Raw genomic sequence first — 12,349 nt, forward strand, 5'->3', positions numbered from 1 at the left:
TTCGCTACTCTCACCCCCCCAGAAACCCAACCGCCATGAAAACATCCCGCGTAATCCCCGCCGCTCTCCTCGCCCTGGTGCTCGCCGCGCCTGCTTTCGCCTCCGAGGGCCCGACCGATGCCAAGGGCCCGGTCCTGCTGCCGCCCGACGTGCAGGCCCTGCCGGTCGAGCAGGCCATCCTCACCGCGCCACCCCACGTGCCGCCACCGATCAAGCGCAAGCACGCTGCGCGCGTCGTCGTTAACCTCGAGGTGCGTGAGGTCGTCATGCGCATCGCCGACGGCGCCGAATACACCTTCTGGACCTACGGCGGCTCCGTGCCCGGCTCGTTCATCCGCATCCGCGAGGGCGATGTCGTGGAGTTCACGCTCAACAACCACCCGTCCTCGAAGCTCCCGCACAACATCGACCTTCACGCCGTCACGGGCCCCGGCGGCGGCGCGGCCTCGACCTTCACCGCGCCGGGCCACGGCTCGAAGTTTACTTTCAAGGCCCTCAACCCCGGCCTCTACGTCTATCACTGCGCGACAGCGCCCGTGCCCATGCACATCGGCAACGGCATGTATGGCTTGATCCTCGTCGAGCCGAAGGACGGCCTGCCGTCCGTGGACAAGGAGTTCTACGTCATGCAGGGCGAGTTCTACACTCAGGGCGGCTTCGGCGCCTCCGGCCTGCAGACTTTCGACATGGCGAAGTCCATCGATGAACACCCCACCTATGTCCTCTTCAACGGCTCGGTCGGCGCACTCGTCGGCGACAAGGCCCTGGACACCAAGGTCGGCGACCACGTGCGCGTCTATTTCGGCGTGGGCGGTCCCAACCTTACCTCCTCGTTCCACGTCATCGGCGAAATTTTCGACAAGGTCTGGACCGAGGGCGGCATGAAATACGCCCAGGAACACGTGCAGACGACGATGGTCCCCTCGGGCGGTTCGGCCATCCTTGAGTTCAAGATGGACGTGCCCGGCACCTACGTGCTCGTGGACCACTCGCTCAGCCGCGCGTTCAACAAGGGTGCGCTCGGCATGCTCAAGGCCTCCGGTCCCGAGGACCGCGTGATCTACTCCGGCAAGGAGATCGACGCCGTTTATTTCGGTGCCGCCGCCGAAGAGGGTTCCGCCTCCGCCCGGCGCGAGGCCGAGCTGAAGGCGAAGATCGCGGCCGAGATCAAATCCAACCCCGCCATCGCCAGCCTCACCAAGGAGGTGCAGCTCGAGCGCGGCAAGCAGGTCTATATGGCCAGCTGCTTCGCCTGCCACCTGCCCGACGGCAAGGGCATGGCCAACGTCTTCCCGCCGCTCGCCGGTTCCGACTACCTCAAGGCCGACCGCGACCGCGCGATCCGCATCGTGCTCAAGGGCCTCACCGGCCCGGTCACCGTCAACGGCGTGAACTACAACAGCGCCATGCCGCCGCAACCGCTCACCGACGAGCAGGTCGCCGACGTGCTCACCTACGTGACGAACAGCTGGGGCAACGAAGGCCCCGCCACCACCGTGGACGACGTCCGCCGCGTGAAGAACGAGACACACTAAAACGGTAGCGGCGCTCTATGAACGCCGTCGGCGGTCACAGACCGCCGCTACAACCAACCCTCCCATGACTGCCACCGTCCGCCGCGTCCGCCCTCCCGTCTGCGGCTCCGCCCTGTGTAACGTAATACGTTACACATGTGCCGGGGTGGCGCTCTTGGTGTTGACGGGCGTGGCCTTGGGTGGATCGGAAATCGAAAATCCTAATTCAAAAATCGAAAATGCCGCCATGCGGATGGTGCCGTCCGGCACCTATGTGCCCCTCCAACGCTCGACCAAGGACCCCGAGCAGGTGCCCGTCGCCGCCTTCCGGCTCGACACCGCGCCCGTCACCAACGCCGACTTCCTCGCCTTCGTCACTGCCAACCCGAAGTGGCGTCGCTCCGCCGTGAGCCGGCTTTTCGCCGACACCTCCTATCTGGAGCACTGGACCGGCGACCTCGAGCCCGGCTTGCGCGCTCCGCTCGACGCCCCCGTCGTGCGCGTGTCGTGGTTCGCCGCGCGCGCCTACGCCCGCTGGTCCGGCAAGCGCCTGCCCAGCACCGCCGAGTGGGAACTCGCCGCCGCCGCCGGCTACACCACCGCCTTCGGCAAGAACGAACCCGACTTCAACCGCGACCTCTACGCCTGGCTCGCCCGCCCGGTGCCGGAGGTGCTGCCCTCGGTCGCCACCGCCAAGCCCACGCTCCACGGCGTGCGCGGCCTGCACGGTCTCGTGTGGGAATGGGTGGACGACTTCAACACCGCCATGGTCACCGGTGAATCGCGCGCCGACACCGGTCTGGAGCGCGACCTCTTCTGCGGCGCCGGAGCCGCCGGGGCGAAGGAGACGAGCGACTACGCCGCCTTCATGCGCTCCGCCCTTCGTGCCTCCCTGAAAGCCAACAACACCACCACCTCGCTCGGCTTCCGCTGCGCGGCTTCTCTCCGATGAAAACGACGATTCCCCTGATCACCCTCCTCTTCGCGGCCAGCATCGCCGCCTCCGACAAACCCGCCGCCTGCTGCCCGGCCGACACCAAGCCGAAGGCCGGCAGCTGCTGCACCGTTGAAAAGGCGGACAAGGCGGCCTGTTGCGCGGAAAAGCCCTCCGCCCCGGCCGCGTGCTGCGCGGAGAAGGCTCAACCCGCGGCGTGCTGCGCCCAAGCCGACGCACCCAAGCCCGCCGCCTGCTGCGAAGAGATCAAGGGCTCCGAAACCACCGCCTTCTCCTCCGAATCGCTTTATCAGCTCGAGGCCGGCTTTACCGACGACCGGGGCCGTTCCTTCACCCTCGGCTCGCTCCGCGGCCGCCCCGTCGTGCTCACCATGTTCTTCGCCTCCTGCAGCTACGCCTGCCCGCTGCTGCTCACCGACATGCAGGCCATCCATGCGAAGCTGCCGGCCGACATCCGCGACCGGGCTGCGTTCGTGCTCGTGTCCTTCGACGTTGCCCGCGACACGCCGGCCGCGCTCGCGCAATACCGCGCCGACCGCCACCTCGACGCGCAGTGGACGCTGCTCCACGGCGACGACGACGCGGTGCGCGAGCTCGCCGCGCTGCTCGGCGTGAAGTTCAAGCAGGAGGCCGACGGCCAGTTCGCCCACTCCAACCTCATCACCATTCTCAACGGCGGGGGCGAGGTCGTCCACCAGCGCACCGGCCTCCGCGGCGGCCTCGACGAAACCGCCCAGGCCATCGTGGCCGCGTCGCGCTGAAACGGTGCTTCGAACCTGAGGAACGTATGCCGGAGGTCACCGAGCAGCTGGTTTCAAGTGGCATGGGTCTCCCGACCCGTGACCTCGTTCCCCACCGGTCGGCAGCCCCGGGCCAACTCTTCTGCTGCCCATGACCACGGCTCTGCCGCAGATTCTCGATCAGCGCCGGCCCGAGATTCGGGCGCGGTGGGAGGCGCTGTTGCGCCTTGAAAAACCTGCCACGGCAATGGCCACGCCGGACATCCTCGTCCACCTCTTCGACCACACCCTCGACGACGTGCTGGCGCCCAAGCGTCCGGCCGGGAAACCGGTCGCCGCCGAGGGCAAACTGCCTGGCCGGTGTCATTGCAATCCGCTGCGCCCGTATTTCGCCACGCTTGAGCAGGCCCTGCTCGAAGCGCTCATCTGGGCGCAAGCCGCCGACTCCTCCCTCGACGCCGAGACCCGCGTCGCCCAGGTCGGCGAACTTTGCGAACGCCTGCGCCGCGTTGCGCACCGGGAGATCCTGCTCCTCGACGGCGTCTGCCAGTGCATCTGTGCGGAGTTGCCGCCGGCTTGATTCGCGTCAAGGCGGGCGCGCGTCCGGCGCGCTAGGGTGGGGGCGATGAAAATCCATTCCACCCTGATCCTCCCGTTTCTCGCCGCCGGTGCGCTCCTGCTTTCCGCCTGCGGCAAATCCGAAGCTCCCGCTGCCGCCGCGTCTGCGGCAGCCCCCGCCCCTGATGGCGTGAAAGCCGTCAGCATCACCGCCGACGACAGCATGAAGTTCAGCGTGACAGAGATCCGCGCCGTGGCCGGCGAGAAGGTGCGCGTAACGTTCAAGAACGTCGGTCGCATGCCCAAGCAGGCCATGGGGCATAACTGGATTTTGCTCGTGCCGATGGCCGACAATGAAGTGCTCGCGCTCGCCCAGGCGGCCGCCGCCCGCGCGCCGGAATACCAACCGGCCGATGCCACGAAAGTTCTCGCGCACACCAAGCTGCTCGGGCCCAACGAGAGCGACACCGTCGAGTTCACCGCACCCGCCACGCCCGGCGACTATCCCTTCGTCTGCACCTTCCCCGGCCACGCGGCCCTGATGAAGGGCAAACTCATCGTCGCGCCCAAGTCTTGATGCGCGTCAAGGCCGCGCGCGGCGCGGCCTGCTACAACCTTCGTGATGTCTGCCCCGGCCGCCGTTCCCCTCGCGTCCCCGACCTTCGTCCCGTCTCCGGCGGTGGCGGCGGCCGGTGCGCGTTTTCCCGCCGCGGCCCGCGGTTGGTTCGCCTTTGGCGTCGGCAGCCTCGTGCTTGCGGGTCTGCTCTCGCTCCTGCTCGTCGTCGGCCGCCTGCCGTTCCTAGGCTGGCTGTTCACCGACCCGCTGTTCTTCAAACGCGCCCTCGTGGTGCATGTCGATCTGGCAATCGTCATCTGGTTTCAGGCCGGCGCCCTCGCGTATCTCGCCTGGGCGGTCGGCTCCCGGGTGCCACGCGGCCTCACCGTCGCGTCGGTCGTGCTCGCCGGGCTCGGCATCCTTGGCCTGCTGGCCGGCGCGGTGATGCCGGGGGCACAGCCCATCCTCGCCAACTACGTGCCGGTCGTGGATCACCCGGTGTTTGTTGCCGGGCTCGTGGCGTGGTTCGCCGGCAGCGGCCTGTATTTTGCCGGCGCGCTCGCGGTGCCGGCGGAGCCGTCGGCGGCGCTGCCCGATGACGCGCTCGTCGCGCTGCGTGCCTCGGCCGCGGCGCACCTCATCGCGCTGGCGACCTTCGCCGCGGCTTGGCGCACGACGCTGCCGGGCCTGCCGGCCATCGGCTACTACGAGTTGGTGGCCTGGGGCGGGGGACACGTCATGCAGGTCGGCAACGTCGCCCTGATGCTCGGGCTGTGGTTGCTCCTGCTCCGCCGCTGGTCCGGCGAGAGCGTGGTCTCGCCCGCCACCATCCGCTGGCTGGCGGTGGCGCTGGTGCTGCCGCAGGCGGTGATGCCCTGGGTGGCCTGGGGCGGCACGTCGCGGCCGGCTTATTCCGAGATCGCGACGCAGCTGATGCGATGGACGATTTTCCCCGTGGTTCTGATCGTGCTCGGCCTGGGTATCCGGCACGTCGTGCGGCATGCGGCGAACCGCTCCGCCGGGGGCGGCTGGCGCCTCGTCGGCCTCGCCGGCAGCGCGCTGCTCACCGTGCTGGGCTTCGTGCTCGGCGCCTTCATCCGCGGCTCCAGCACGCTCGTGCCGGGCCATTACCACTGCGCCATCGGCGCAGTCACTCTCGCGCTGATGACGGCGGCCTACGACTTCAGCCGCGAGGCCGCGCCGCGCGCCCTCGGCCCGTCGCCGCGGCTCATCCGCTGGCAGCTCGTGCTCTTCGGCGCGGGGCAGGCCGTGTTCGGCCTCGGCTTTGCACTGGCCGGCGCCTTCGGCCTCGGGCGCAAGCAATACGGCGTCGAGCAGCATGTGCGCTCGCTCGGCGAATACCTCGGCCTCGGCGTGATGGGCCTCGGCGGTCTCGTGGCGGTGGCCGGCGGCCTCCTCTTTCTCGCCGTCATGCTCCGCGGTCTCGCGGCGTGGCGCACGCGTTCCCTTTCCCCCTCACCATGAAAAACGAATCCGAAAAACACCCCTGGCAGAAGGTCCTCGACAATCCGTGGCTGCTCCTGGCCCTCGGCGTCCTCGTGCCCTTCCTGTCCTACACCGCGTGGGGCTGGATCGAGCTCCTGCTCATCAAGCCCGCGCAGCTCCCCTGAACCGCCGCCGCCATGAGCCTCCGCCCTCTCACCTCCCCCTGGTTCCACGCCCCCGCCGGCCATGAAAAGCTCTGGCTCGGTGTCGCCATTCTCTGGTGCTTCGTGATGTCGCTGATGATGCCCTACTGGCACTTTCGCGGGAAACAGAACAGCTCCGGCGAGGCCTACGCCGTCATGCCCGCCGATTTTCTCGCGCGCACCGAGAAATTCGTCGAGGCCAACCGCGTCGGCACCTTCAAGAACCCCACGCCCAACGCCTTCGCGGCCGAGCTGCCGCTGGTGGAGCCGCCGGCCGGCGGCGACGCCTACCTCGTGGGCCGCATGTGGCAGTGGTATCCCGCGCTGCGCCTGCGGCAGGGCGAGACCTACCGCATCCACCTCTCCGCGCTCGACCTGCAGCACGGCTTCTCGCTCCAGCCGCTCAACATGAATTTCCAGGCCGTGCCCGGCTACGACCACGTGCTCACGCTCACGCCCACGTCGAAGGGCGAGTTCACCATCGTCTGCAACGAATTCTGCGGCATCGGGCACCACGCGATGACCGGCAAGATCTTCGTCGAATAACCCCGCGACCCTCCCGCCTCCCATGACCTCCGTCTCCGCCACCTTGCCCGTCGGCCCGCACTCGTTGGCCGCGCCCGCCACGCCGAAGCGCGTCTGCGCCACCACCGGCCTCGGCGTCTGTCTCGACGCCCAGCGTTTCATCAAGCTGCACGCCGTCGTCGGCGTCGTCTTCCTGCTCCTCGGCGGCATCGCCGCGTTGCTGCTCGCCCTCACGCGCTGGCAGACCGTGCACCTGCTGCCCGCCGACTGGTTCTACCGCGTGCTGACCTTCCACGGCATCAACATGCTGATCTTCTGGATCCTGTTCTTCGAGGTCGCCATCCTCTACTTCGCCTGCACCACGCCGCTCAACGCGCGGCTCTTCTCGCGCAAGGTGGCCTGGGTCGGCTTCGCCCTCATGGGCGTCGGCGCGGTGATGGTGGACTGGGTCATCCTCGCGGGGAAGGCCGACGTCATGATGACGTCCTACCTGCCGCTGCTCGCACACCCCGCGTTCTACCTCGGCATCATCCTCGTGGCCGTGGGCACGCTGGTCGGCGTGTTCAATTTCTTCGCCACGCTCTACGTCGCCAAGCGGGACCGCGCCTACGAAGGCTCGATGCCCATCGTGACCTTCGGCGCGCTGGCCGCGGCGATCATCGCGGTGGTCACGCTCCTGCACGGCGCCATCGTCATGATCCCGACCTTTGCCTACTCGATGGGTTGGATCGGCCAGCCCGACCCGATCTGGTATCGCATCATCTGGTGGGGCCTCGGCCACCAGTCGCAGCAGGTCAACGTCTGCGCCATGGTCGCGGTCTGGTATCTGCTCTCGCACGTCATTGTCGGCGCGCGCCCGGTCAACGAGGCGGTCTGCCGCACGGCCTTCGCGCTCTACATTTTGTTCATCAACATCGCGTCGGCCCACCACCTGCTCGTGGACCCGGCGGTCGGCTCGGCCTGGAAGATCTGGAACACCTCCTACGCGATGTATCTCGCGGTGCTCGCGTCCATGGTCCACGGCTTCACGGTGCCGGCCGGCGTCGAGATCGCCATGCGCGAGAAGGGTTACACGCGCGGTCTCTTCGGCTGGGTCGTCGCCCTGCCGTGGCGCAACCCGGCGCTCTCGGGCACCGTGCTCTCGGTGATCATCTTCGGCTTCCTCGGCGGCATCACCGGCGTCACGCTCGGCACGCAGCAGATCAACATCATCGCGCACAACACACTGCGCATCCCCGGCCACTTCCACGTCACCGTGGTGGGCGGCACCACCCTGGCGTTCATGGCGCTGGCCTACTACGTGATTCCGCTGTTCTTTCAGCGCGACTTCATCTGGCGCGGCCTCGCCCGCCTCCAGCCCTGGCTGTTCGGTCTCGGCATCGTCATGCTGTCCTTCGGCATGTCCTTCGCCGGCTCGATGGGCGTGTCCCGTCGCAGCTGGGACATCGACGCGCAGGGTGTTTACGGTTCGGCGGCCCACCTCTGGCTCGGTGTGCTCGGCCTCGGCGGCGTGCTGGCCTTTGTCGGCCTGCTGGCTTTCGTACTGCTGTGCGTTGGCACGCTCCTCTTCGGCGAGAAGAACCACGGTCGGCCGATGGCCGACTGGGGCACGCCGCCCGCACTCGCCGGGGCGCAGGCCGGTTCGCTGGCCGACAACCACTCGGCGACCAAGGGCACGATCGTGCTGACCCTGGTGTTCCTGGCCTGCTTCGCGGTTTATTACTTCGCCAACTGGAAGGCGCTGGCCGACGTGTGGCCCGTGCGGTGATTCCGGAACTGTAGGGCGGGGTCTCCGAACCCCGCCTTGCGTCGATCGCGGTAACACGTCCGTGGCGGGGTTCGGAGACCCCGCCCTACAACCAAGCAAACATGCTCATCCCCGCCCACGCCCCTGACGCCCCGCCGGCCGCTGCCTCCGCCGGCTCCCGCTTCTTCACCGGACCGGGCCTGCTGGTGTTTTTGGGCGCGGCGCTGACCGGCTACGAGGCGTTCCTGCTGCTGACCATCTTCGGCCCGACCGGAGAGGGTGCGCTGGGCGGCTTCGTGCGGGATTTCCAGCAATGGTGCTACCAGGGCGACCCGCGCACGGGCGGCATGTCGTGGGCCGCCGTCAGCATCATGTTGCTCGAGCCCGTCATGGTCGTGCTCGTGGCCGGAGTGCTTTGGCGCGATACGGTGGTGCAGCTGCGCTCGCCGGCGCTGTGGCTCCGCCACCTGCGGGCGGCGGCGGCCGGCCTGGTCGTGGTCGCGGCCGCGGTGGCCGGGCTGGTCGGGTATGCGCAGAGCGATCGTGCCGGCGGGGCTGTGCTCCCGCCGTTTCCCGGCGAACGCATCCGCGTGCAGCTTGCGGTGCCTGACAAGCCGCTCGTGGACCAGAAGGGCACGCCCTTCCGCCTCGCCGACCTGCGCGGGCAGGTGGTGCTCGTGACCGGCGTCTATGCCTCATGTTCGACGGCGTGCCCGGAAGTATTCAAGGAGCTGCGCGCCGTGCTGGGCGAACTGCCCGCCGCTGACCGCGCCGGGTTGCACGTCGTCGCGCTGTCGCTCAACCCCGAATACGAGACTGCCGAGATCATGGACGCCATGGCCGGCGCGCAGGGGCTGGCGTTTCCCGAGTTCCGTTACGTCAATGGCGAGCGCCCCGACGAGATGCGCGACCTGCTCAAGAGCCTGCAGTTCTCCGTCACGCGCGATCCGGAGACGGGGGTCCTGAATCACGCGAATCTCTTCCTACTGATTGATCGCGAGGGCCGCATCGCCTTCCGCTTCACGCTCGACCCGCGCCACCGCGCCTGGCTGCGCGAGGGCCTGCTGCACCTGCTCCGCGAATGAGCGCACACCCGCATCCTGAACCGGACTGCGAGGCGCTGGCGGACAATCTGGGCGCTGGTCCTACGCCGGGGGCTGTTCCGCCTCAGCCGCCGGTCCGCGCCGCGCGGCTGTTTGCCGCGGGCGAAGCGCTTCTCACGCGCCTCGACACGCTGATTGAGCGCGTCTGGCCGCGGGCGCTCAATCCGCTGGCGCAGCTCGGGCCGGCGACCAACGCCATGCTGCTGCTCGCCACGCTCTCGGGCGTGCTGCTGCTGATCTGGTATTCGGCCAGTGTGCAGTCGGCGTGGTCGTCGCTGGCGGAACTGGGTCCGCGTTCCGCCGGCGGGATCGTGCGCAGCGTCCACCGCTATTCCTCGGACCTGGCGATGCTGCTCATGCTGCTGCACGCGCTCCGCACGCTGCTGGCGCGCAAGTTCGCCGATGCGCGCTGGTTGGCCTGGGTGAGCGGCGTGGGGATGCTCGGTCTCGTCTGGTTCATCGGCTGGACGGGTTACTGGCTGGTGTGGGACGAGCGCGCGCAGCTCGTTGCCACGGGCACGATGAAGGCGGTGGACGTGCTGCCGGTGTTCGGCGAGCCGATGCTGCCGCTCTTCAACCATGACCGCACGGTGCCCTCGCTGCTGTTCTTCGTGGTGTTCTTTCTGCACATGGTGCTGCCGCTCGCGATCACCGGTGGGCTGGCCCTGCATCTGGCGCGCCTGAGCCGGTCGCGCCTGCTGCCCGACCGCCGGCTCACGGCCTGGCTCACCGGGGCGGTGTTCGTTGCGGCCCTGCTCGTGCCGGCCACCAATGCCGCGTCGGCCCATCTGGCGGTGAAGCCGGCGGCGTTCAGCCTGGACTGGTGGTTTTTGTGGCCGTTGCAACTGACCGCGCGGCTCAGCGGCCCCGGACTCTGGCTGGCGGCCGGACTGGCCGCCGCCGGACTCTTCACCGTGCCGTGGTGGCTCGCCCGCCGCCGGCTCCGCCCGGCTTTCCAGGCGACCGTGGATGTTTCTCGCTGCTTTTCATGCACGCTTTGCTCGCACGACTGCCCCTTCGGCGCCATCACGATGGTGCCGCGCACGGACGGGAAACCCTTTCCCTCGCAGGCGCAGGTGGACCCCGACCGCTGTATCGGCTGCGGCATCTGTGCCGGGGCCTGCGACACCCAGGGCATCGGGCTCGCGTGGTTCGACGCGCGGCGGGTCGGGCGCGAGCTGGAGGGAATGGTCGCGACGGAACACGCGCGCGGGGCGCGGCCGGCGATCGCCTTTGTCTGTGCGCAGGGTGACGGTGGCTGGGAACTTTTCGATCATGTGGGCTGGGCGCGGCGGCTGCCCGGCTACACGGTCCGTCCCGTGCCCTGTTCCGGTTGGGTCGAGCCGAAGCTCATCGAACGGCTCGTGACGAAGGGCGCCGCGGCCGTGCTCATCGTGGGGTGCGGCTCGGCCGAGACCTTCGGCCGCGAGGGCAACCGGTGGATGCCGGCGCGCATCTCCGGCACGCGCGAGCCTGCGCTCCGGCCCAACCGCGCCGATCCGCTTCGCGTCGCGCACGTGGACTTCGATCCGATCCGCCCGGAACGGCTGGCCATGGTGGCCGCCGGTCTGCTCCGGGCGGCAGACCCGGCCCCGGCGGTGCACACCGGGCGCACCGCGGGCTGGCTCGCGGGCCTCGGCGTCGCGGTGGCCGGACTGGCCGGGCTGCTGGCGCTGGCGAACGCGCCATTCCGCAGCCCCGAGCCGCCGGAGCCGGAGTTCATCGTGATGTTCCGCACTTACGGCGACTGGGTCGAAGGCGTGGCCGCCGACGCGACGCCGGCGGGCGAGGACCAGCGACCGGTGCACATGCGCGCCGCGCAACCGGTGCAGCGCACGCGGCAACCGGTGGTCGTGCGGGTGACGGTCAACGGCCGCACCGAGGAGCACGTCGTGCGCCCCAAGGGTTTTACTTCCGACGGCATGGCGGTCGGCGAGGTGCGGTGGCGTCTCGCGCCCGGGGCCCAAACCGCCGAGGTTTACCTGTGGACCCGCGGTGACACCACGGGCGAGCCGGCCCGCCGTTGGCGCGCCGAGTGGACCGCGCAGGCTCGACGCCGACATGTCCTCGCCTACGAGCCCGAAGCCGGTTTTATCTGGGCGCCCTGAGTCCAAGCATGACCTGCATCAAGGCGGCGCCCCGCTTCCGGTGCTATCCTGTCCGCCTCACGTGAACCACCGATGAAACCAAGCCATTTCAAGACCTTCGATGTCCGGCCGCTGCTGGCGCGCGGCGAGGAGCCCTTCGATGCCATCCGCTCGCGCGTGGATGCGCTTGCGGCGGGGCAGGGCGTCACGATCCTCGCGCCCTTCATGCCCGCGCCTCTTATTGAGCTGCTGAAGAGCGAAGGCTTCGCGTCCGCGATGGAGCACCGCGCCGACGGCGCGTGGGCCGTGAGTTTCTGGCGGGAGTGAGACGGCCGCGTGTGACGAAAACTTTTCCAACAAGGGCTTGGCGCGCGCACGCGGGCCGCTCTTACTGGGGTCGTTGCTCTGACTTGCGATGACCCTGCCCCCGCCTCGCACCCGCATGCTTCTGCTCGTGGCCATCGCCGCCACGCTGGGACTGTTCGCGGGCCTCGGCGGCTATACGTTTACCTACGCGCACGGGCTGTCGTATTTTTCCAACGACCCCACGGCGTGCGTGAACTGCCACATCATGCGCGAGCAGTTCGACGGCTGGCTGAAGGGCCCGCACCATGCCGTCGCCACCTGCAACGACTGCCACACGCCGCACAGCTTCATCCCGAAATACCTCAGCAAGGCCGAAAACGGCTTCTGGCACTCCAAGGGTTTCACGCTCCAGGATTTTCACGAGCCGATCATCATCCGCAAACGGAACATCGCCGTGCTCCAGGAAAACTGCGTGTCCTGCCACCAGCAGATCGTGGATGGCATCAACACCCACCCCGGCGACCCGCAGAAGATGCTCGATTGTCTCCATTGTCACCGCGAGGTCGGCCACGGGCCGATGAAGTGAACTTTCATTCAACCGCCACGAAT

Annotated in this window: 13 protein-coding genes; all 13 read left to right on the forward strand. The window is 68.6% G+C overall.

Annotation, left to right across the window (positions count from 1 at the left end; translation table 11 throughout):
- Nucleotides 1-35 precede the first annotated feature (35 nt).
- The 13 genes from nirK to nrfH all read left to right on the forward strand — a co-directional run bounded on the left by nirK (nucleotide 36) and on the right by nrfH (nucleotide 12,326).
- Nucleotides 36-1,535: a copper-containing nitrite reductase gene (gene nirK, locus ESB00_RS04565; protein WP_129046542.1), complete on the forward strand. Its 1,500-nt coding sequence runs from the start codon at nucleotides 36-38 to the stop codon at nucleotides 1,533-1,535.
- Between the two features lie 64 nt (nucleotides 1,536-1,599).
- Complete coding sequence (locus ESB00_RS04570) at nucleotides 1,600-2,466, forward strand: formylglycine-generating enzyme family protein (protein WP_129046543.1); 867 nt, start codon at nucleotides 1,600-1,602, stop codon at nucleotides 2,464-2,466.
- Entirely contained in the window at nucleotides 2,463-3,230 is a 768-nt protein-coding gene (locus ESB00_RS04575; RefSeq protein ID WP_129046544.1) for an SCO family protein, read from the forward strand. Before ESB00_RS04570 ends, ESB00_RS04575 begins: the two co-directional genes overlap by 4 nt.
- A 130-nt stretch (nucleotides 3,231-3,360) precedes the next feature.
- On the forward strand, nucleotides 3,361-3,789 hold the full coding sequence (locus ESB00_RS04580; RefSeq protein ID WP_129046545.1) for a hypothetical protein: 429 nt from the start codon (nucleotides 3,361-3,363) through the stop codon (nucleotides 3,787-3,789).
- 45 nt (nucleotides 3,790-3,834) lie between these two features.
- A complete protein-coding gene (locus tag ESB00_RS04585; RefSeq protein WP_129046546.1) occupies nucleotides 3,835-4,344 on the forward strand; it encodes a plastocyanin/azurin family copper-binding protein in 510 nt (169 codons plus the stop codon).
- 45 nt (nucleotides 4,345-4,389) lie between these two features.
- Entirely contained in the window at nucleotides 4,390-5,808 is a 1,419-nt protein-coding gene (locus tag ESB00_RS04590; protein WP_129046547.1) for a hypothetical protein, read from the forward strand.
- Entirely contained in the window at nucleotides 5,805-5,954 is a 150-nt protein-coding gene (locus tag ESB00_RS19580; protein WP_164976041.1) for a hypothetical protein, read from the forward strand. The genes ESB00_RS04590 and ESB00_RS19580 overlap by 4 nt, the downstream gene beginning before the upstream one ends.
- Nucleotides 5,955-5,966: 12 nt before the next feature.
- Complete coding sequence (locus ESB00_RS04595; RefSeq protein ID WP_129046548.1) at nucleotides 5,967-6,518, forward strand: cupredoxin domain-containing protein; 552 nt, start codon at nucleotides 5,967-5,969, stop codon at nucleotides 6,516-6,518.
- A gap of 22 nt (nucleotides 6,519-6,540) precedes the next feature.
- Complete coding sequence (locus tag ESB00_RS04600; protein WP_129046549.1) at nucleotides 6,541-8,265, forward strand: cbb3-type cytochrome c oxidase subunit I; 1,725 nt, start codon at nucleotides 6,541-6,543, stop codon at nucleotides 8,263-8,265.
- Nucleotides 8,266-8,366: 101 nt separating this feature from the next.
- Entirely contained in the window at nucleotides 8,367-9,329 is a 963-nt protein-coding gene (locus ESB00_RS04605) for an SCO family protein (protein ID WP_129046550.1), read from the forward strand.
- On the forward strand, nucleotides 9,326-11,455 hold the full coding sequence (locus ESB00_RS04610) for a cytochrome b N-terminal domain-containing protein (RefSeq protein WP_129046551.1): 2,130 nt from the start codon (nucleotides 9,326-9,328) through the stop codon (nucleotides 11,453-11,455). Before ESB00_RS04605 ends, ESB00_RS04610 begins: the two co-directional genes overlap by 4 nt.
- Before the next feature lie 72 nt (nucleotides 11,456-11,527).
- Entirely contained in the window at nucleotides 11,528-11,761 is a 234-nt protein-coding gene (locus ESB00_RS04615) for a DUF2249 domain-containing protein (RefSeq protein WP_129046552.1), read from the forward strand.
- 88 nt (nucleotides 11,762-11,849) lie between these two features.
- A complete protein-coding gene (nrfH, locus tag ESB00_RS04620; RefSeq protein WP_129046553.1) occupies nucleotides 11,850-12,326 on the forward strand; it encodes a cytochrome c nitrite reductase small subunit in 477 nt (158 codons plus the stop codon).
- Nucleotides 12,327-12,349: the final 23 nt, after the last annotated feature.

Source organism: Oleiharenicola lentus (assembly GCF_004118375.1).
Taxonomy (GTDB): domain Bacteria; phylum Verrucomicrobiota; class Verrucomicrobiia; order Opitutales; family Opitutaceae; genus Lacunisphaera; species Lacunisphaera lenta.